General features: G+C 50.6%; 19 protein-coding genes and 2 tRNA genes. 7 read left to right on the top strand and 14 right to left on the bottom strand.

Going from position 1 to position 21,458, the window contains the following annotated elements:
- Positions 1–39: 39 nt before the first annotated feature.
- The 3 genes from FGS84_RS31665 to FGS84_RS25305 form a co-directional block, all read right to left on the bottom strand.
- Positions 40–3,669, bottom strand: coding sequence for a doubled motif LPXTG anchor domain-containing protein (locus FGS84_RS31665; RefSeq protein WP_243130076.1), 3,630 nt, complete (start codon positions 3,667–3,669; stop codon positions 40–42).
- Between the two features lie 353 nt (positions 3,670–4,022).
- On the bottom strand, positions 4,023–4,172 hold the full coding sequence (locus tag FGS84_RS31660; protein ID WP_243130075.1) for a hypothetical protein: 150 nt from the start codon (positions 4,170–4,172) through the stop codon (positions 4,023–4,025).
- Positions 4,173–4,506: 334 nt separating this feature from the next.
- Positions 4,507–4,911, bottom strand: a complete 405-nt coding sequence (locus tag FGS84_RS25305) for a YobA family protein (protein WP_243130074.1) — start codon at positions 4,909–4,911, stop codon at positions 4,507–4,509.
- 154 nt (positions 4,912–5,065) lie between these two features.
- Between FGS84_RS25305 and lepB the strand changes: the two genes are divergently transcribed.
- A complete protein-coding gene (gene lepB, locus FGS84_RS25300; RefSeq protein ID WP_138311024.1) occupies positions 5,066–5,632 on the top strand; it encodes a signal peptidase I in 567 nt (188 codons plus the stop codon).
- A 76-nt stretch (positions 5,633–5,708) separates the two neighbouring features.
- Here lepB and FGS84_RS25295 read toward each other — a convergent pair whose 3' ends face one another.
- Positions 5,709–6,518, bottom strand: a complete 810-nt coding sequence (locus tag FGS84_RS25295) for a hypothetical protein (protein WP_138311023.1) — start codon at positions 6,516–6,518, stop codon at positions 5,709–5,711.
- Positions 6,519–6,779: 261 nt separating this feature from the next.
- Entirely contained in the window at positions 6,780–7,154 is a 375-nt protein-coding gene (locus tag FGS84_RS25290) for a desulfoferrodoxin family protein (RefSeq protein WP_138311022.1), read from the bottom strand.
- 378 nt (positions 7,155–7,532) lie between these two features.
- Here FGS84_RS25290 and FGS84_RS25285 point away from each other — a divergent pair, with 378 nt between their 5' ends.
- The 3 genes from FGS84_RS25285 (at position 7,533) to FGS84_RS25275 (ending at position 8,654) form a co-directional block, all read left to right on the top strand.
- Positions 7,533–8,012 carry a hypothetical protein gene (locus FGS84_RS25285; RefSeq protein ID WP_138311021.1) on the top strand — a complete coding sequence of 160 codons (480 nt, stop codon included), beginning with the start codon at positions 7,533–7,535 and terminating at the stop codon, positions 8,010–8,012.
- A gap of 350 nt (positions 8,013–8,362) precedes the next feature.
- Positions 8,363–8,434: transfer RNA gene (locus FGS84_RS25280), tRNA-Glu, on the top strand.
- Positions 8,435–8,582: 148 nt separating this feature from the next.
- A tRNA-Glu gene (locus FGS84_RS25275) sits at positions 8,583–8,654 on the top strand.
- Positions 8,655–8,700: 46 nt separating this feature from the next.
- Here FGS84_RS25275 and FGS84_RS25270 read toward each other — a convergent pair.
- The 7 genes from FGS84_RS25270 to FGS84_RS25240 all read right to left on the bottom strand — a co-directional run bounded on the left by FGS84_RS25270 (position 8,701) and on the right by FGS84_RS25240 (position 16,079).
- Entirely contained in the window at positions 8,701–9,321 is a 621-nt protein-coding gene (locus FGS84_RS25270) for an HD domain-containing protein (RefSeq protein ID WP_138311020.1), read from the bottom strand.
- A gap of 21 nt (positions 9,322–9,342) precedes the next feature.
- On the bottom strand, positions 9,343–9,810 hold the full coding sequence (gene smpB, locus FGS84_RS25265; protein WP_002569629.1) for an SsrA-binding protein SmpB: 468 nt from the start codon (positions 9,808–9,810) through the stop codon (positions 9,343–9,345).
- Positions 9,811–9,858: 48 nt separating this feature from the next.
- Positions 9,859–12,105, bottom strand: a complete 2,247-nt coding sequence (gene rnr / locus FGS84_RS25260; protein WP_347563888.1) for a ribonuclease R — start codon at positions 12,103–12,105, stop codon at positions 9,859–9,861.
- A gap of 122 nt (positions 12,106–12,227) precedes the next feature.
- Complete coding sequence (gene secG, locus FGS84_RS25255) at positions 12,228–12,461, bottom strand: preprotein translocase subunit SecG (protein ID WP_347563887.1); 234 nt, start codon at positions 12,459–12,461, stop codon at positions 12,228–12,230.
- A 148-nt stretch (positions 12,462–12,609) separates the two neighbouring features.
- Positions 12,610–13,557 (bottom strand): type I phosphomannose isomerase catalytic subunit, encoded by a 948-nt coding sequence (locus FGS84_RS25250; protein WP_138311018.1) that lies wholly within the window; start codon positions 13,555–13,557, stop codon positions 12,610–12,612.
- Between the two features lie 203 nt (positions 13,558–13,760).
- Positions 13,761–15,032: a phosphopyruvate hydratase gene (gene eno / locus FGS84_RS25245; protein ID WP_138311017.1), complete on the bottom strand. Its 1,272-nt coding sequence runs from the start codon at positions 15,030–15,032 to the stop codon at positions 13,761–13,763.
- Between the two features lie 87 nt (positions 15,033–15,119).
- Positions 15,120–16,079, bottom strand: a complete 960-nt coding sequence (locus FGS84_RS25240) for a hypothetical protein (RefSeq protein ID WP_138311016.1) — start codon at positions 16,077–16,079, stop codon at positions 15,120–15,122.
- Positions 16,080–16,267: 188 nt separating this feature from the next.
- Here FGS84_RS25240 and FGS84_RS25235 point away from each other — a divergent pair, with 188 nt between their 5' ends.
- Positions 16,268–17,350, top strand: a complete 1,083-nt coding sequence (locus tag FGS84_RS25235) for a glycosyltransferase (RefSeq protein ID WP_347563886.1) — start codon at positions 16,268–16,270, stop codon at positions 17,348–17,350.
- A 41-nt stretch (positions 17,351–17,391) separates the two neighbouring features.
- Positions 17,392–18,888, top strand: a complete 1,497-nt coding sequence (locus tag FGS84_RS25230) for a collagen-like protein (RefSeq protein WP_279232857.1) — start codon at positions 17,392–17,394, stop codon at positions 18,886–18,888.
- Between the two features lie 41 nt (positions 18,889–18,929).
- On the opposite strand, the gene FGS84_RS31865 is transcribed toward FGS84_RS25230, so the two are convergent.
- Positions 18,930–19,058: a hypothetical protein gene (locus tag FGS84_RS31865; RefSeq protein ID WP_279232856.1), complete on the bottom strand. Its 129-nt coding sequence runs from the start codon at positions 19,056–19,058 to the stop codon at positions 18,930–18,932.
- A gap of 125 nt (positions 19,059–19,183) precedes the next feature.
- Here FGS84_RS31865 and FGS84_RS25225 point away from each other — a divergent pair, with 125 nt between their 5' ends.
- Positions 19,184–20,752 (top strand): collagen-like protein, encoded by a 1,569-nt coding sequence (locus tag FGS84_RS25225; protein ID WP_243277727.1) that lies wholly within the window; start codon positions 19,184–19,186, stop codon positions 20,750–20,752.
- Between the two features lie 115 nt (positions 20,753–20,867).
- Here FGS84_RS25225 and FGS84_RS25220 read toward each other — a convergent pair whose 3' ends face one another.
- On the bottom strand, positions 20,868–21,236 hold the full coding sequence (locus FGS84_RS25220) for a RidA family protein (RefSeq protein WP_138311012.1): 369 nt from the start codon (positions 21,234–21,236) through the stop codon (positions 20,868–20,870).
- Positions 21,237–21,458 lie beyond the last annotated feature (222 nt).

Below are 21,458 nucleotides of genomic sequence, written 5' to 3'. Positions count from 1 at the left end.
TGGCTTGAAACCACCTACTCCACCGCCTTTGCCAAGACATCAGACCGATTCTTCTTTTCTTTTCTTACCTAAAGCTGTCAGAACCAGGAGCAAACCAGACAACAACATGGTAAATGTGGTTACCGCAGAACCCTGACCGGTTTTCGGCAATGGAGCCAGCGGCACTTCTTCTTCGTCAATGAAAACAGGTGTATCTGGAAGGGATGCCAGCGGCACTTCCTCCGGATTAATGGTTATTCCCGGGCCGCCGGTTTCCGGAGTGGTACGGTGACCGCCTGAGTTGCCGCCGCCTCCGCCGCCGCTGCTTCCGCCTCCCCCAGGGGTGTCCGGCGTGGAATTATGGCTGTAAACATTTGTAAAAACCACTCCCTGGTCCAGATTACTTCCGCCAACATGCACGGCAATCAATCTGTTATTTGATTCATCCAGAGTAATATCATACGTCCCCTGGTAAACCGTATTATCGTAAGAAACCTCTTTGACCGTGGTACCGCCGCCCACTTCTGAGATAGAGTACACTGCTTGTGTTCCCAATTCGTCCGCTGCAAGGTTATCCGTCAATCTAAACCTGGCGCTTTCTAACGGCTTAATGGTAATTCTGTCAACCTCAGAACCATTCTTTTTCAAGGAAAAGGTAAATTCATCCTCCGCCGTAAACTCACGGCCGGATAATACTTTCTCACCATTAAATAGAACGGTTCCTGTTGCCGGCGCTGGTTTTTGCAATTGGAAACCAAATGTAAATCCAAAAAAGCTGACCTGATATGCATCAGTCGTATAGTCGCCATCCAAAGCCATGACTATATTATTCTCCAGTGCATTGGAAGACCCGGATTTAATGGTGGAAAATGCACTTGAAAAGTATGGCTCCATAACCGTTGTGCCATTCTCATTGTAGCTGCGCATATGGCTTCCAAGAGAATAGGTTGCAGAATCCACGCTGTCTTTATAATACTGGTCCAATCCGTCCCTGTTATAGCTGTCTGTATTGACAAATAACCGCAGACATGAATTATAGAAAAAGTTATATGCCGCTTCAGCTAATTCAAAATCCGATGCGCGTCCACCCAATGTCTGGCCCTGAAACCCTGTATCCCAGTTAGGATTCGGATTGAATCCTATAATCTCAGCTATGACATAATCCGGAAACTGGTCAAGCTGTTTTGCCTGCAAATCATACCTGTCATTGTAAAAGTCAAGGTAATACTGAACCAAATCACCAGTTCCATTATAATCATGGGTCATTCCTTTTGAATCCGTAAAACGGAATTCATTCAGGTTCCATTTGCTGTAGGAAGGAACCCTGTCTACCATACAGTTAAACAGAGATGCCATGGCCGTATTCCCCATATTCCATATCACAGTACCTTTTGGAATGGCCTGACCAGTATATGAATAGAAGCCAGTGTTCTCACCATTATTGAGAATCGTATAAACAAAGCTGTTATCTTTATACTGATAATCAACCTGGGACTTATTTATGATTTTTACATTAAATTGGTACTTATCACCGCCCTGTGTCTGATTCCACATGTAATCATCTATATTAGGTATGATTTCTTCCATAATGTAATCATCTAGATTAATATTCAGTTCATCGGCATCCACATCTTCCCCTATAGTGACCTCTATGACTGCCTCAAAGTTCTTATAATTTGAATTTAATATTTCATAGGAGAAATCAATTCCGTCTGATGTGGGCCCAAGTATAATCGGTTCGGTCTTCCAGCTGCCGTCTTCCCATGATTTATAGGCAGAGCCTGTATCTGCAGCCGGCACCACAGAGAAAGCGCCTACAGGAGAGAAGCTGTCCGTCCCCATCACGACCATTCCCTGTGACTCGTTTACAACCGCATCCTTTATCTCAATCTCATATTCCTGGCTGCCCTCTTTAAATTCTTTTACGTGGAATGCACTGACCTCGCTTTCATTGTCTACTATCTCAGGCGCTTCAATAGAAATTTTAACCTCGGCATTTGGCTGCGTTTCATTTCCATCGTTATCTATTACAGTTACATCATACACAGCAATTCGGTCAACCTTTTCACCGTTGCCGGCCAATTCAGTGTTTAGCCTTTCCACAAAGCTGTCTATATCGCTCATGGCTTCCGCTTTGACATCCACAATATTCTTCATAGCCTTTTCAGAACCAGATACCGCTATAACAGCTCCGTCGTCTGCCGTCGTGGAAACCATTACTCTTTCTTCCATAATATTCAGTTTACTGAGCGTTGTAATATATGCTTTTGCCGTAGCGCAGTTTCCAATGCCTACCAAACCACTGGAACCTGTTTTTCCTGCATCATTTTTTATCTCATTTTCAGTGCCATTGGATGGCGATGCGACCGGCAGTTTTTCCGGTGCTTCTGTTTCCCTGGTAATTTCTTCTTCCGTTTCACTGCCGCCACTTTCTTCAGGAACCGCCGTTGTTTCTTCTGTGGTATCAGCGGCTTCATCTGTAGTTTCATCCTGGACTGCCGGTGTCTCATCCGGTGTCCCATTTGTTGTTTCTTCTGTTGTATGTCCAGTTTCTTCCTTGATAACCGGTTCCTCTGCTTTATCTGCGGTTTCTTCTATTTTGTCAACAGATTCTGTTTCCTTATCTATTGCAGGCTCTGTCTCCGGTTCTCTTACTGATTCTGCCTTCGGCAGTTCCGGAACATCCCTGTCTTCCATGTCACCAACCACCGGCGCGTAATGACGGATAATAGATGCCACCTGGCCATCGGCTCCTCTATCGGGCTCTGCTGTATTTTCCGGCTGGACTTCCTGCTCCGGCTCTGCTGCCTTTTCCGGCTGGGCTTCCTGCTCCGTTTCTTTCTCCGGCTGGGCTTCCTGCTCTGTCTCTGCTTCTTTCTCCGTCTCTGCTGTCTCTGTTTTTTCCTTCTCTGTATCCTCAGCATCCTTCTGGTTTTCTACAGAAGTTTCTATTGATACTTCTGTAGAATCATTGGCTGCATCATCCTTGTCCGGGTTAACCGAGGTTGCTTCCTCAATAGTCCCTTCTTCCGTTGGAGCCAATGTTTCCGGTGCCGCGGTTTCCTTATTATCTGTTCCTTTTCCATCGTCCGGTATGAATTCCGCAGTCTCTTCAACTGGCTTTGAAATATAATTTACCTCTTCATCCCCATATGCTGCATCAAAGTTTTTAACGTTAATCCGTTTGGTTTTTTTGACCTTCTCTTCTCCGTCATCCATCTTTATGATATTCGTGGTACAGCTAATGGTATCGTCCCCGTTATTCACATATAAGAAAATAATCTCTTCATCACCAGTTACCATATACATATCATCGGCATCTTCCGGCAATCGTATGAACACTCTTAACTCCGCGTCCACACTTCCGCCTTCTGGTTCCGGGAATACTTCCATTAGTTTTCCTTCTCCAAAAAACAGACGTTCAAAGTCCGTAACTTTACCATTTGTAAAATCAAGGTCACCAATTGTCACTTCGTTGTTGCTGGCAATGGATTCTTGGATTGACTCCAGCAACTGAATACCGTCCATTGTAAATACAACAGTATCTGCTGAATCTGCTGCATAAACAGTAGTCATCCCAGCACCTGCATTGGTTAGTACCATAGCTGCCGCCAGCAAAATTGCAATCCAACGTTTCTGTAAATCATATAATTTTTTCTTTCTTATACCAAACCTTTTTTTGCTGCTCATACAGTCACTCCTCTCATTACCTCCATAGCCCATATTAACGGACTAAGTGAATTACCAACTGGTTCCAGTCTATCAAATTTTGGTTACAACCAGGTAACAAAATAGGATTTTATGAAAATTTGGAAAAATACAAAATAGTATACATAAAAAGGCCGGAGAATCCAATACAATGCACGCTCCAGCCTGAATTATCTTATTCAGTTATTAAGCCCCTTAGCCTATCTTATGGAGTTGCCGTAAGGCTGGGGTCGAAAAAATCAATGGGTTTTCCGGACTCGCCGTCCTCAAGCCTGGCAATTGCCAATACATCGGGTATGTTCTGGCTTTCTTCCAATGCAAATAAATCCCTCCATTCAGTATGAGGGGACACATACCGTAAGCTGTGATTTGTATCCGTCTGCCTTCTGATTGATAAAATACCATCGGGAGGCAATTGCAGTGAAGAAAGCCGTCAATATAACGGCAGCTAACATGACTGGTATGGAAAATCTTTTTTCACTCATATAAATCTCCTTTCATGCATATCATATCCTCTTACATCGAAACACGGTACCGGAACAGCGTTTTCATCCTCCTCCCGCAACATACTGCCCAACCCGGAGGCCCATTGTCCCCCATCAGATGTGAAACATGATTACTTCTAAAAAAAGTATACAAAACAAACTTTTATCCCTAAAAAAGTTTGTGCACACTTTTTCCGCATCAGGTGATACTATAATAGACGTAACCCCCCATTACATTATATAGTTTTTGCTACACCCCATAAAAAACGAAATACCTTCTCCTAAAATGACCAGTTCCCCGACTGGTCATTTTACTTTGTCCGTCAGGCATTACCTAGTAGGGTGTCTCATCGTCCAGCAACTGAATCCGGAGCACATCCCTGACCTGGGCCGGATACGACTCCAGCACTTCCCCTGTGTATGTGACTGATATGGTATTTCCAACCTTCAAATCTTCCGCTGTAATGGGCACCCCTCTCCAAATAAATTCTGTTTTATCCCCCACGGTCAGCTCAAAGGCGCCCCGCCCGTTGATATCATTTATCTCCAATCCCTGAACCAGGATACGGTTCTCCCTTATCTCTTCTATGACAGCGTAAAATGTGATTCCAACCATGGGTCTGACGCTCCTTCTTCCCCCATAGTAGCCGCCGGCTGCGGCTAACAGAATAGCCAGTATGATGCTTATTGTACGTATGATTCGTTTCATATTCCACTCCCTTGCTTCATTCTTATTCATAGAATAACATCACGGGAAGAATTTTTTAATAAATAAACTATTAATTATTCTTACATATTAACAAATAATAAAGACTTTATAAGTTGTAAATGCTAAACTGATACACAGCATACGTTCTTTTCCAAATTCAATTTGCATCCTAAAGGAGAATTTCATGAACAAATCACTTAATAATAAATCATCCGGGAGCTCCGGCCTAAAAAAAGAGTTGCTGGAATGGGTCAGGATACTGCTGGCCGCCATTGCCATTGCCTTTGTCCTCAACACCTTTGTCATTGCCAACAGCTATATACCATCCGGTTCCATGGAAAATACCATCATGACAGGGGACCGAATCATCGGCTCCAGACTTTCATACGCGTTCGGCGCCCAACCCCAAAGAGGGGATATCGTCCTCTTCAACCATAAGGCGGAACCCGGCAGGGACAAGACCAGGCTGGTCAAACGGATTATTGGGCTGCCCGGAGAGACCGTGGATATCCGGGATAACCAAATATACATCAACCAATCGGAAACACCCTTGAATGAACCCTATCTGCCGGAGCCCATGGAATCAGAGGACTACCACTTCGAAGTGCCGGAAGGCTGTTATCTGATGCTGGGAGATAACCGGAACCATTCCAGTGACGCCCGGGAATGGCCAGACCCCTTTGTCCCGGAAGAGGATATCACGGCCAGGGCATTGTTCCGCTATTTTCCAGGGATACATTGGATTTCCTGACTTCCTCTGCCGCGGTCAGATTCTGTGGTAACGGCGGCAGGGGGCCGGACTATCCAGCCAGAAACTTCCGGAAACTTTACTGATAGATATTATTCACCTTCCAGGAACCTCCAAACTGGTACATGGCCAGCCCGGAATCCGCTCCCAGCTGTGCTCCGGCGTTGCCTACTGCCTGAAGCCGGGATGCATCCGTGGCAGTGACGGAATTGCACAGACGGTCCGTAAACAGCCTGTCGCCGCATTTGGCTATAAAAGTGGCTGCATCGCTATATTCTGCGGATGTTCCATCTGCATAGATTACATTCACCGGATAATTGCAAATCCTGGAAAGAGTCTCTATATCCTTATAAGAAAAGCATTTCTGGACCGTGGTGGCTGCTTCCTCCAGATTGCCGATATTGAGCGCCCCTGAGGCGCTGCCTGACTGGCTGCCGTAATCACTGTAAATGTTGTTAACCTTCCATTGCTTTCCAAACTTATACAGACTCAGACCTGCATCGCCGCCCATCTGCACCCCTGCATCCCCTACCTCTTTCAGCTTGGAGACATCCGTGGATGCAATGGCGGACTTCATTCCAGCCGTAAAAACAGGACCGGAACCCAGGGCCAGCAGCTCCTGCTTGTTTTTGATCTCAACCAATTCGCCGGATGCGTATGATATGGTGAGCGGATAGTTGCATAAATCTGCCAATGCATTCAGGTCCTGTTTCTTAAAAGCTGATTTGACCCTGGATGCCGCATCCTTAACTTTTTTCTGTCCCTCACGCCTCTGCCTCGCGGAATAAGCGGCAGCCGGTTTTCCGGCGGCAGCGTAAACAGGCACGGCAGGAATGGCATTGGTCAGAGCCAGGGTACAGATGGTAACAGCAGCTAAATGTTTTTTCATGGTAAATCTCCTTTTCATCTTAATTCTTTCATATTCCATACGGTTTCATATGATTAGACGGGAGAGCTTTCATAAAAGTTGCATCCAATAAAAAAATCCTGCTAATTATCCTGCCACACTGTTTTGCAACTAAAAAACAGCATTTCGTACCCCAACGGCCGAAATGCTGTTTGTTTCCTTTGATTATGTCTGATTGCATATCATATCCTGCTGCATCTTATAAAGCCGGATACACCTCACCCGGATATCATGCCGGGCAGATTACGGCTCTGCCTTCCATAAACCATGCAGGTTGCAATATGCGTATACAGCCTCAACCGCATCTCCCTCACAGAGCATGAACTCTGCCTGGGGCTTCTGTCCTGGCTGCAGTTCTTTTCTCTGGTTCCCCTGCCTGGTAGCCAGAGCAATCCACTGGATGTAGTGTTCCGGAATCATAGGATGCTCGGCTGACCCGACTGTGACAGTCACCTTGGCCCCATCTGTGCGGATGACAGGCACATGCTTTTCAACTGCCGCGTCTGTGGTGTTTGGAACCAGCTCCTGCATCTTTTCCCCACAACAGACAACCGGTACGCCGCTGCTCTTCACATAGGCAATTATGTTGCCGCAGTGATTGCAAATATAAAATTTCATATTATACCTCCTTCTATGTATTGTCTAAATCCAGTCTATCACAATTTAGCCTTATTACAATACAATGGCGGAAAATTAACAATAACATAGCAGCTTCGGATTCCATATGATTCCATATAATTACATATAACGCTGTCCTTCCCCTGTCCGGTCATTCACAAACTTCTCACATAATGTTCATAATTCCGTTACAGAATCATAAAATTTTCCTCACATTTTATGGATATACTAATTTATGTAAAGAGCTAATGCTAATAAAACTTTTTTTCATAATACTCGGCCGGAGGGATGAAGTCCTTCCGGCCTCCTCCTTTTTATTCAACTTTCTGGATTCTTTTTACGTTCCCGGCATATGATAATTAAAAAAGGATATTTTTTATGAACTATGAAAATCTGACTCCCATAGTCGGAGTCATTACCAACATCTCTACTCAGGAAGGGGACTGCTGTACCCAGGTCATAACACTGGGTGTGGAAGGCCAGCCCGTCAATATGATTTTATCCAATGAAACCTTTGTGGTGGACACCATGCGGCTGATGCCGGGCATGCGTGTGGCTGCATTTTATGACAGCACCCTGCCTGTTCCCCTTATCTATCCGCCGCAATACCAGGCTGAATTAATTGCCGTTGTCAGGCCGGAGGAGGATGTAAACCTTTCCTGGTTTGATGAAACCCTCACTGCATCCGACCAATCGCTGAAGCTGAACCTGTATCAGTCCACTGTATTGTCAACCCTAAACGGTCAGCCCTATTTCTGTTTCCCGGCAAATCATTTCCTGCTGGTATATTATGCGGCTGCCACTAAGAGCATACCGCCACAGACAGCTCCCAACCGGGTTATCGTGCTGTGTTCATAGTGCTATGTCCGGCAGCCTGTAAAGAGCCTTTTTATTTCATTTTCACAAGAGCCTTGTAAGAATGCATAAAATACTTTTTTCCATTCTTCAAACTTTGTGCACACTTTTTTCATGGCATATGCTATTATAATTAACGTAAACCCCCCCAATACATTATATAGTTTTTGTTACACCCCATAAGAAACGAAATACCTTCTCCTAAAATGACCAGTTCCCCGACTGGTCATTTTACTTTGCTGATTTTTATTTTCCGGCATATGTTTGCCCGGTATAATTTTTTTCAAAAAATACTGGACAAACTAAGAACTATATGATATTATAAACAAGCTGTCGCTGAGATGCACAGATAAGGCCTGATGGTCAAGCGGCTAAGACGACGCCCTCTCACGGCGTAAACCCGGGTTCGATTCCCGGTCAGGTCATGAAAGCAAGCAGATTTTTACTGCTTGCTTTTTGTTTTTCCACAATCCACGAATATTCAGAAATAGTTTAATTTTTTTCAAAAAAGTACTGGACAAACTAAAAACTATATGGTATGATAAACAAGCTGTCGCTGAGATATGCAGACAAGGCCTGATGGTCAAGCGGCTAAGACGACGCCCTCTCACGGCGTAAACCCGGGTTCGATTCCCGGTCAGGTCATGAAAAAACAAGCAGAATGAACTGCTTGTTTTTTTGTTGTGTTTTGCTATCTGTCCTTCGCACAACCGTTGTTTTGTTTTCCCTCTGTTTCCATCCGTTTCCGTGTTTCCGCATCAACCAGTCCGCGCAGGGTTTCCAGACGCTGGTCCCGGTCAAAGTATTCCGTTCCGTAGTTCAGATTGAATCCATAATCAAATCCGGCCGGATTTCTTCCCTGGCTGTGCTGGATGATGGTTTCCGCTTTATCAAGGGCCTTTACAAACCTGGCTTCCGGGGTAATGCCCCGGCTGTATTCCTCCCACAGCCCGGCCACCTCGTCCCCGGCTCCTCCTTCCGGCAGGAACCTGCATATGCGCTGTACATCGGCCCGTTCCTGGTTCAGCTTATCTTCTGCATCCGGCCTCAGTACAGCTGATATATCTCCGCTGTACCGTTCCCCCAGGTCATGGACAAGGCACATCATCAGCACCTTTTCCCGGTCCAGTTCCGGGAATTCCCTGCACAGCACCCCGGCAAACAGAGCCAGACGCCAGGAATGCTCTGCTGTGCTCTCCTGCCGCCCCTCTGCTGTCCAGGCTGTGCGCAAAGTGGACTTAAGTCCCTCAGCCTCCTTTATGAAATCCGTATATGCCTTTCCCTCGAAACATCCCTCGCCGCAGCTTCTCATAGCACCTTCTCATTCCAATCCTTAATATAGGTTTTTCACCTTGAATTCCTTCTCCAGTTCCCTTCTCTGGTCCTTCTTGGCAATGTCTGCCCGTTTGTCATAGAGCTTCTTACCGCGGGCCAGGCCCACCTCCACCTTTACCAGGCTGCCCTTGAAGTACACCTGGAGAGGAACCAGGGTATAGCCCTTTTCCGCAATCTTACCGTTCAGCTTCATGATTTCGTATTTATGCAGCAGCAGCCTTCTGACGCGCAGCGGGTCCTTATTGAATATGTTTCCCTTCTCATAAGGGCTGATGTGCATACCGCACACATACACCTCGCCTCTGTCAATCTTCACAAAGGCTTCCTTTACGCTGCATTTCCCCATCCGGATGGATTTTACCTCTGTGCCAAAGAGCTCGATTCCAGCCTCGTATTTCTCGTCAATGAAATAATCATGGTATGCCTTCTTATTGTTCGCAACCAGTTTAATACTTTCCTTCCCCATGGTATTTCCCTTTCTTTCTAGTCATGATTGCCTGTATGACTTACAGCCTTACACGGAAGCACCCTTGCCCGGGCTTATATCCCAGTCCCTGGACAGGATAAAGTCCACTGTCCGGAGCAGACGGTCCGTGGACGCCACCTGGACCCGTATGGGCTGGCCCAGCTTAAATGTTTTCCTGGTCATCTCTCCCACCAGTTCGTAATGCTGTTCATCAAATATATAATAATCATCCCGCAGCTCGCTTATGCGCACCAGCCCTTCCACCGTGTTGGGCAGCTCCACATACAGGCCCCAGTTGGTGACGCCTGATATAACGCCGTCAAACTCCTGACCGATAAACCCGGACATATACTCGCATTTCTTAAGCTTGTCCGTCTCCCGCTCCGCTTCCTCCGCCCGGCGCTCCAGAGCTGACGTCTGCATGGCAACGCCCGGCAGAATGGCCTCATAATGGCTGGCCCGCTTATCCCCCAGCCCGCCCTTCAGGCTTTCCTTAATAATGCGGTGAATCTGTAGGTCCGGATATCTTCGGATAGGCGAAGTAAAATGTGTATAGTACCTGGCAGCCAGGCCAAAATGGCCGGAGCACAGGGTGGTATACTTTGCCTGTTTCATGGAACGCAGGGTCAGCCTGGAGAGAAGCACCTCCTCAGGCGTGCCCTCTATCTTGTCCAGAAGCTTCTGCAGTTCCTTGGGATGAATCTCCCCCTGCTGAAGCCGGATGAAATATCCAAAATTATGGATAAAGGTCCCCAGCTGCTTCATTTTCTCCGGGTCCGGATTATCATGGGTCCGGTAGAGGAATGGAAGAGACTGCCAGAAATAATCCTCTGCCACTGTCTCATTGGCTGCCAGCATGAAATCCTCGATGATTTTTGTGGCGGCGTTGCGCTCATAGGGCTTGATTTCCAGCGGCTTTCCCTGGGCATCCAGAAGAATTTTGCTCTCCGGGAAATCAAAATCAATGGCCCCCCTTTTTCTCCTCTTTTCCCTGAGGATATCGGATACCTCCTTCATCAGCCTGAACATGGGCACAAATCCCTCATATTCAGCCATGACCGCCTCGTCCTCATCCGTGACAACGGCATTCACTGCCGTATAAGTCATCCGCCGGTCCACGTGAATCACGGTTTCCGCAATTTTGTGGTCCAGCACATTCCCCTGTTCATCCAGTTCCATGATGCAGCTTAAAGCCAGGCGGTCCGTTCCTGCATTGAGGGAACAGATTCCATTGGACAGCTTATGGGGAAGCATGGGAATCACCCGGTCCACCAGATAGACGCTGGTACCCCTTTTTAACGCCTCCTTGTCCAGCGGGCGGCCTTCCTTTACATAATGGCTTACATCCGCAATGTGGACTCCCAGGATATACCCGCCCTGTCTGCCTCTGCACAGGGTCACTGCATCGTCCAGGTCTTTGGCGTCCTCTCCGTCTATGGTGACTGTGCGCAGTCCCCTTAAATCCAGACGGCCCGCCAAATCGCCGGTCCAGTCTTGGGGTGAAGTCAAATCCCCAATGCCGTAAGGTCCGTCCCAGGTCTTCTCGTCCCCGGAAGGGCCAGGCACCGCCACTTCATCCGGGCAGCCCTCCACCTCGTCCATGACCTCCGGCGGAAACTCCTCCGGCAGTCCATAGGCCCTGACAATGGAAAGGATGTCTGTTCCCGGGTCATTGACATGGCCCAGAATCTCGGTCACAACGCCCTCAGGCTTATGAGATGCATCCCCGAAATCTTTAATCCGGGCCACCACCTTATGTCCGGTGACAGCTCCCATATCGCAGCCCTGGGGAATGAAAATATCCTTGGAAATCTTCTGGTTATCCGGAATCACAAATCCAAAGCCCTTGCTCTTCTGGTAATACCCAACCACCTCTTTGTTGGCATGCTCCAGCACTTTAAGCACAGAGCCTTCAGCCCTGCGTCCGTTTCCCGGTCCCTGGGATTCCACCACAATCTGGACTTTGTCCCCGTGAAGGGCCGCGCCTGTCCTGTCCTCAGGGATGAACACATCCTGCTCCATGCCTTCCACAGCCACAAAGCCAAAGCCCTTGGGATGTCCGGAAAATATGCCGTTAATGGAAAACACCTCCGGTTTTCCATATTTCCCCTTCTTGGAAATTCCGATTCTTCCCTCTGACACCAGATAATCCAGTACCTGGGTCAGTTCATCTCTCTGTGATTTGGGAATCCCCAGAAGCATGGCCAGCTCCTTTGCCTTCATTGGCACATAGGACTTGTCACTCATCACTTCCTCCAGCATCTTTCCCCGCTGTTCCAATATTTCTTTTTCCATATGACCTCTTTCTTAAAAATATCCGGCCTGTCCTGAAACAGGCCAAAATCCGCCTGAATGAAATAAAACACCCTTATATGAATACAAGGGTGTTTTTGTCACTTATCCTTCTGTTATCTTAATTACCCCAGGACCTTAAGAAGCACGTTCAGGGCAATGGTAATGAGCATGAATGCAATGGCTCCATACCTGGTAAAGTGCTCCAGCGCACCTTCCATGGAACGGCCTCTGTTCTTACTCCAGTAACTGTCTGTGGAGATACCGCCAATTGCGCTCCCCAGTCCGTTGGACTTACCTTCCTGCATCAGGATAACCACTGATATTGCAACACCAAGAATTACATATATGATTGACAAAATAACGTGTATTACTGACATCCGCCTGCACCTCTCCATTTTCTTATAGTCAAACAAAGGTATTTTATCATACTTTGTCCTAAAACACAACCTGTTTTCCCATATTTTTATAGGTAAGACGCCGCGCAGCCCATTGCGCCAACCGGGTTCAGACTGCCTGGGAACAAATGAGGGAAAGGGTTCCCTCGAAAATCACATCCCCAAATCCCGCGGGGACAATAAAATGCTGCCCCTTTGAAACCGGGATACCGTTGACGCTTCCCTCTCCGTCCAGGATACTCACATTTGCAAAGCTGTCCCCGTAATTCTCCGTCCAGCGGCCTGTTATGTCTATCTTATCTGCAGTATAGTAAGCACAGGTTACAAGATGTACTTTTTTACCGCTGTCCGTTTCCTTCACAACTGCCGGTTTGGCGTCCGGGTCCTCCTTAAAAGGCGCTTCTATCACATCAATGCTTTCCTTTACATGGAGCTGCCTGGGTTTTCCGCCGGACAGCCTGTCGTAGTCATAGACGCGGTATGTAATATCGCTGCTCTGCTGCGTCTCCAGCACCAGGGTGCCGCCCTTTATGGCGTGGACGCATCCGGGATTAATCTGGAAAAAGTCGCCCTTCCTGACAGGTATTTCCCGTATAAAATCCTTCCAGCGCTTCTCCTCAATCATCTGCTTAACTTCATTCCTGTTTCCTGCATGGTGTCCAATCACAATGGTTGCATCCGGGTCGCAGTCCAGGATATACCAGCATTCAGTCTTACCCAGGGAGCCGTTTTCATGCTCCGCAGCATAGGCATTGTCCGGATGGACCTGTATGCTTAAATCGCTTTTGGCGTCAATGATTTTAACCAGCAGCGGAAATTCCTTATGACAGCCTGCCGCAGCCCCAAACCACTCAGGGTGGCTCTCCCACAGGGAGCTTAAGCTCTGTCCTTTCCATGTCCCGCCGGCAATACGGCAATCCCCGTTCTTATGGGCGCTTATGGCCCAGCACTCGCCTGTGCTGCTGCTGGGGATATCATAACCGAACACGTCCTTAAGACGGGTGCCGCCCCAGATGGCTTCCTTAAAAACAGGTTCCATAAACAGTAATTCTCTCATGTCTCTCTCCTTATTTTTCCCCTTTTGATGCAATCAATGCATCTTCTTACATCATACCCTGCTTTTTCCGGTTGTCAAGAATTAAATGGGACAGGGAGGGGATTTTCCGGGCAAAACAGCGCCCGGATACATTCCCTCCCCTCTGCCTTTCACCAGCGGGAATTTTTGTCCGTACCAGCCTCCCCGCTTTTCCTCAGGTGCAATCAGCCTTCCAGGTTTTCCTCAATGCGCAGCAGCTGGTTGTATTTGGCCACGCGGTCAGAACGGCAGGGAGCGCCGGTCTTAATCTGCCCTGCATTGACTGCAACTGCAATATCCGCAATGATGGAATCCTCTGTCTCGCCGGAGCGGTGGGATATGATGGTGCCGAAACCAGCCCTCTTAGCCATCTCAATGGCCTCAAAGCTCTCTGTCAGCGTACCTATCTGATTTACCTTCACCAGGATGGCATTTCCTGCTCCCAGCTCAATGCCCTTTGACAGCCGCTTTGTATTGGTGACAAACAGGTCATCCCCTACCAGCTGGATGCGGTCACCCAGCTCCCTGGTAAGCATTTTCCAGCCCACCCAGTCCTCCTCCTGGAGTCCGTCCTCAATGGAGCAAATGGGAAACGCATCCACAAGGCGTCTGTAGTAATCCACCATCTCCTGTGCGCTGCGGCGGATTTCCTTTCCCGCCATACGGCTTTCCCCCGGAAACAGGTACATGCCGCTGGCTTCGTCGTAGAGCTCGCTGGACGCAGCGTCAATGGCAATCTTCATGTCCGTGCCCGGCTTCAGCCCGCTCTTTTCCATGGCCCTTACCAGAAATTCAAGGACCGCCTCGGAGTCCTTAAGGTCCGGCGCAAAGCCTCCTTCATCTCCTACTCCGGTGCTGTACCCTTCTTCCTTCAGAAGCTTCTTTAATGTGTGATAGACCTCTGCGCACATCCTCAGACGCTCCGCAAAGCAGCAGGCCCCGTAGGGCATAATCATGAATTCCTGCAAATCCACTGTGTTGTCAGCGTGTTTTCCTCCGTTGAGAATATTCATCATGGGAATGGGAAGAGTGGATGCATGGATTCCGCCCAGATACCTGTAGAGAGGCATCCTAAGCTCATTGGCTGCGGCCCTGGCCACTGCCATGGACACGCCCAGTATGGCATTGGCCCCCATCTTTCCCTTGTTCTCCGTACCGTCCGCATCCAGAAGCAGACGGTCTATGCGCCGCTGGTCCAGAGCGCTTTCAAAGAGCACTGCCTCGCTGAGCACTGTATTCACATGTTCCACGGCTTTCCGTACTCCCAGTCCGTTGTACCGGTCCCCGCCGTCCCGAAGCTCCACTGCCTCAAATTTACCGGTGGAAGCCCCGGAGGGGACAGCAGCCCTGCCTGCAGCTCCTCCTGTCAGGCACACTTCCACTTCCACCGTGGGATTCCCCCTGGAATCCAGTATCTCCCTGCCGGTTACAGCCTCTATCTCCAATTCGTTTACCATAAAAAAATGACCTCCTCATATCAATCTTATCATTGATATAAGGATAGCCATTTTTTAACATTTTATGTATGGAAAGTCTTTGCACTTTTAATTCGTCCTGGCCCCGTCCGCACCCACGGTAAATCCATCAGGCGTAACAGCGGATACCAGCATGGCTCCCGACGGGTCACAGTAATAGAGCTTATCACCCCAGGATATCCAGCCGGTCTTCATATATCCGTCCTGGTCAAAAAAATACCACTTATAATTAATGTACTGCCATCCGTTTGCCGTGTAGGTGCCGTCACCTTTCTGGTACCACCAGCCCCGGTCATCCCTGAGCCACTGGCCGTTCACCCTGGCCAAATCTTCTTCTGTTATCTCGATATAAGGCGATTCCTGCCAGTCTCCGGCATTATTCCTGGAATCCATGGCCCTTACCTTAAAATAGTAAGTGCCTGCCTTTGGAAACTTGCCGGAAAAATCATAGCTGTTTTCCTTTACCGTATAGGTGGCGCCAATGCCGTCCTCATAGGAATTGCCGCCTCTGCGGCACAGACGGACCTTGTAATTCTTCGCCAGGCTCATATGGTCCCAGTGAGCCACCCCATTGTCTTCATCCCACAACAGGCCGCTTACATCCAGGTCCTCATCATCCTCATCCAGCTTATCCAGCCTTACCACCAGAACCATTTCTTCCTTGTCGCTCTTGGTGGAGCTGGATACATACTTGACCGTATCGCCGGAAAATGAAAATGCGCTCTTTCCTGATTTCTTAAAGTAGTAATCACTGTCAGCGGAAAGCCATATCTCAACCTTAGGCTTATCCCCGCCTACCCAGTTATCGCCCTCGTTAATAATATCCACGCTCTCAATGGAACACTCCCCATCCTCCAGTGTCACGTCCACGCTGCCTCCGATTTCTCCTGCCTGGATATCTGATGTGAAATTCAGCTTGATTTTCCCCACCGGGGTCCTTTCCTCCTTTGCAAAGGCTGTAAAGGACAGTGCGCAGGTCATAATCAGAGCTGCCCCTGCCAGCACGGCACATGCCCCTCTTTTTCTCATTTGAACCTCCTCCTTCCCGCTTTTGTCTGTTTCCCTATTATAGCACATATCACAGTCTTCTGCCATCCTCCTGCACACCAAACTTGTTCCATTTTCATATAGTATAGTATGCCGGGGATGTGAATGGACATCCGGCCTATAAAGAAACAGATACAGGGGGATTGCTTTTGATAACCATTAGTCTTTGTATGATAGTAAAGAATGAGGAGGCCGTGCTGGAACGGCTCCTTAAGACCATGTCCGAGGTGGCCGACCAGATAGTAATCATGGATACCGGCTCCACGGACCGGACAAAAGAAATCGCTGCCCGTTACACGGATGAAGTCTACGATTTCCCATGGAAGGATGATTTTGCCGCTGCCAGAAACGCTGCCTGCCGTAAGGCGGTGATGGACTACTGGATGTGGATGGATGCTGACGATGTGATGGAACCGGAACACGCTGCCCGTTTAAAGAAACTGAAGGAAACCCTGGACCCCTCTGTGGATGTGGTGATGATGAAATATCTCACTGGTTTTGACGCAAACGGAAGGACCTCCTTTTCCTATTACAGGGAACGCCTCTTAAAGAACCGCAAGGGCTTCCAGTGGCAGGGCCGGGTCCATGAGGCAGTGTCCCCTTCCGGCAGCATCCTCTACACTGATATCGAGATTCAGCACCGGAAGGAAGGCGCCGGAGATAAGGACCGCAACCTGCGGATATACGAAACCATGCTGAAGGAAGGGGAACTTCTGGAACCCAGGCACCAGTTCTATTATGCCAGGGAGCTGTATTATCATAGGCGCTATGAAGATGCGGTACGAGCTTTCAGGGCATTTCTCCTGGAACCGGAGGGCTGGACGGAAAACAAAATAGATGCCTGCCTCCATCTGGCACTGTGTGAGGAGCAGCTTGAAAATGCGGAAGAAGCCATGGAGGCACTTTTTAAAAGCTTCCTGTATGACAGGCCCCGGGGTGAAGCCTGCTGTGAACTGGGACGGATGAAAATGACGGAAGGAAAATACAAGGAGGCTGCTTATTGGTATACGCAGGCATTGTCGTCGCAGCCGCCGGAACAGACAGGCGCCTTTATACAAAAAGACTGTTATGGTTTCCTGCCCGCCATCCAGCTGTGCGTGTGCTACGACCGCCTGGGAGACCACCGCAGGGCATGGCATTATCACCTGAAATCACAAAAGCTTAAGCCTGAGCACCCTTCTGTCAGGCAGAACCAGACCTACTTTGAGCACATACTGAAACAGCCGGCGGAGGGGCAGCCTTCCGCACAATAAAATAAGGAGAGGTTATTATGTATTTTAATTTTCCAAACGGAATGAATCGAAATGATAATATGGAACAACGCAGACCATGTGGGTGCCCCAGAAACAACGGTTTTCCGGGTAATGGAGGCTGCCCCGGGGGCAATGGTTTCCCGGGTCAGGGAAGATGCCCGGAAGACGATGTGTTTCCGGTTGACGACGGCTGCCCGGACAGTAATATAGCAGCAGACGACAATGGCTGGCCGGGAAACAACGGCTTTTCCGGCGTAAATACTTCCGGCTGCGGCAATCCAGGAGGGGGCTTTCCGGGCGGCAATCCCGGCAGCTGTAATCCTGGCTGCGGCAATCCCGGCGGGGGCTTCCCGGGCAGTTGCTTCCCAGGCGGCTGTCCCGGACCCAGAGGTCCCCAGGGACCTGCCGGACCAACCGGAGCACAGGGACCAATGGGACCCAGAGGCTGCCCAGGAGCACAGGGACCTGCCGGACCGACCGGAGCAATGGGACCTCAGGGCTATGTAGGCCCCACAGGGCCCACAGGGCCAATGGGACCCAGAGGTTTTACCGGTGATACAGGCGCCCAAGGCCCCCGGGGGCCTCAGGGAATTCCGGGACCTCAGGGAACAGCTGGAAATACAGGTGCTGCCGGAAGCCAGGGACCTCAAGGGCCTCAGGGAGCCACAGGACCTGCCGGACCGCAGGGCATTCAGGGCAGTCAGGGGCCCCAGGGACCTCAGGGCAGCACTGGAGCCACAGGACCTCAGGGCAGCACTGGAGCCACAGGACCTCAGGGACTGGCCGGCGTAACCGGGCCTACCGGCATGACCGGGCCCATGGGACCTTCTGGACCTACCGGAGCTGCGGGCGCTGCAGGCGTTCAGGGACCCGCCGGCGTAACCGGGCCTACCGGACCAATGGGACCTGCCGGAGCCACGGGTGCTGCCGGCATTCAGGGGCCTGCCGGAACAACAGGAGCCACCGGGGCTACCGGAGCAACTGGGGCTACCGGAGCTACCGGGGCTGCCGGAACTGCCGGAATTCAGGGCCCTACCGGAGCCACCGGGCCTACAGGGGCAACTGGGGCTACCGGAGCCACAGGCGCTACCGGAGCTACCGGCGTCACTGGTGCCACAGGGGCCACAGGGCTCGCTGTCACTGCTGACAACATGAACGCCCAGAATACAGCTGCAGCCGCCATCGCTGTTATTGTAGGCGGAACAGCGGTCCCGCTCCCAAATGACCAGATACTCAACCGTTTCACTGTAAATGCTGCCAATACCATATTTACGGTGCCGGTAACCGGCACTTACCTTATCACCTATACCATTAAGACAACAGCCGCCCTGCTCATGTCCTCGCGTGTTCTTTTGAATAATGCACCCATGGCAGGTACCATCGATGCTCCGGCAGTTGCTACCGGCCAATTCTCAGCAACACGAATCAACACCCTTACCGCAGGAGATACACTGGAGCTTCAGCTCTTTGGTCTGCTGGGCACTGCTGTCCTTCAGGCCGGCACAGGAGCCTCACTTGTCGTCATCCGGCTGGCATAATGCCGGACCTGTATATCCATCAAAATCATAAGGAGAGACCATTATGTATTATGATTATCCAGATAATATAAATCCGCAGCAATCCAGCTGTGCACCACCCCAAACAGGCTTCCGCCCGGATAACTGCGGCGGACACAGGGACAGATGCTGGTGCGGCCCATGCAGCCCATGCCAGCCCCCCAGCTGCTGCCCGCAGACCGGGCCCACAGGACCTATGGGGCCTCAAGGACCTCAGGGACCAATGGGGCCCAGAGGCTGCCCCGGAGTACCTGGCCCTACCGGGCCCACCGGAGCCATGGGACCTCAGGGTTATGTAGGCCCCACCGGGCCCATAGGACCCACTGGACCGCAAGGAATTCCGGGCATAACCGGGGCAACCGGCACTGCCGGACCTACCGGACCACAGGGAGCCCAGGGCATACCCGGGCCCACCGGACCGCAGGGACCCACCGGCCCCACCGGCGCCTCTGAAACCATCACCATCCGCAACACCACTACAAGCGAACCCGGTTCTCCGGCCGTAGTTGTAGACATAACCGGTTCCCCCGACCATATTCTGGATTTCTATCTTCCGCGCGGAGCTACCGGCGCTACCGGCGCAACTGGAGCTACCGGACCTGCAGGCGCCTCCGGCTCCCAGGGAATCACTGGACCCACCGGGCCCACCGGACCAACCGGGCCGCAAGGACCTGTCGGCGCCACTGGGGCCACAGGAACTGCAGGGACGAACGGGGCAACCGGCGCTACGGGCGCTGCCGGACCACAGGGACCCACCGGCACTACCGGGGCAACCGGACCCATTGGACCGGCAGGGGCCACTGGCGCAACTGGAGCTACTGGCGCCACAGGAGCTACCGGGGCCACTGGCGCAACCGGAGCCACCGGAGAATCCCCAACCATAACCATCCGCAATACCACCACAGGTGAACCCGGTACTGCTGCCAGCGTCACAGATGTAACCGGCGGACCCAATCATGTGCTTGATTTTACCATACCCCGTGGGGCAACCGGCCCCGCAGGCTCCCAAGGCACTACCGGCGCCACAGGGGCCACTGGCCCGACTGGGCCAACCGGACCAACCGGAGCCACCGGGCCTACCGGAAACACCGGACCTACCGGAGCCACAGGAATAGAAGGCCCTGCCGGACCGACAGGCGCGGACGGGGCTGCTGGGGCCACGGGGCCGGAGGGACCTGCCGGCGCCACAGGCGCTGACGGTGAAACAGGCGCAACCGGGGCCACCGGAACAGAAGGGCCTACCGGACCAACCGGTGAAACAGGGCCTACCGGCGCCGCTGCAACCATCACAATAGGAACCGTTACTACAGGCGACCCTGGCACAGAAGCATCCGTAACCAATTCCGGTACCGCAGAAGACGCAGTCTTTAATTTCGTCATTCCCCGCGGGGAACCCGGAGGAGGAGGAGCACCGGAAGTTCTGGCAACCGTGGACACCACCACACAGCCCACTTCGGCTAACGGCGCCCTGATTTTCACTGAAACCCCACTGGTATCCGGCACTTCCATTACCCATACGGCCGGTTCTCCCGACGTGCAGATTACCCAGCCCGGTATCTATCAGGCGTTCTTTACCGGCACAGCCCTGATTGATGCAGGAACCACCATACCCTCCACGCTTACAGTCCAGCTTACGCTGAACGGAACTCCCATAACCGGAGCAATTGCACGCCACACCTTCACTGCTTCCAATGAGGAGGTAACCCTTTCCTTCAATGCACCGTTCCCGGTAACCGGCGCAGGAACCCTGGAGGTTGTGGCCAGCGACGCAGGATTCTCCTTTGAGGATGCATCCCTTACCGTCGTCCGCCTGGGTGACAGTACCAACTTCCGTGCCATTGCATAACAGATAAAAAATCAGATAACTGACAGCATTAAGGCCGCCGGAAAACATCCGGCGGCCTTACACAATTCATTTAAGATATTACAGAAACCCGGAACCTCCCGGCTTTCCTCATCACTTATTTTACAGCAATTGCCTCAATCTCGCAGAGCACACCCTTTGGAAGTGTCTTGACTGCCACGCAGCTTCTGGCTGGCTTGGACATAAAATACTTTGCATACACCTCATTAAACGTTCCAAAATCATTCATATCAGCCAGGAAACAAGTGGTTTTGAACACCTTGTCAAAACCGCTGCCGGCTGCTTCCAGGATTGCCCCCACGTTCTTGCAGCTCTGCTCGGCCTGAGCAGCGATTCCCTCTGCAACGGTTCCGTCCGCCGGATTCACAGGAATCTGTCCTGACGTATAAATTACCCCATTTACCTCGTATCCCTGGGAATAAGGTCCAATGGCGCCCGGCGCCTTGTCAGTGCTAAGAATATTCATCTGAAATACCTCCTTCATACTTATATGGGGGACAAATGTCCCCTTTAATGTTATCGCGTTCACATTCAACTGTTTTTCATTATACCAGATATTACCTGGCGATGCAATACAGATGCAGCAATATCCTCCTAAAATCCCTGCAGCCTGATAAAAGCGCCATGCAAAAGGTTACTGTTCAGAGGCTAACTTGTAAAGAAAGAACCCATGGTGTAGACTGGAAGC

Origin of the sequence: Clostridium sp. 1001271st1 H5 (assembly GCF_005845215.1) — a bacterium.
GTDB lineage: Bacteria > Bacillota > Clostridia > Lachnospirales > Lachnospiraceae > Enterocloster.
The sequence above is the reverse complement of the archived record's forward strand: the minus strand, read 5'-3'. Positions and strand labels throughout refer to the sequence as shown.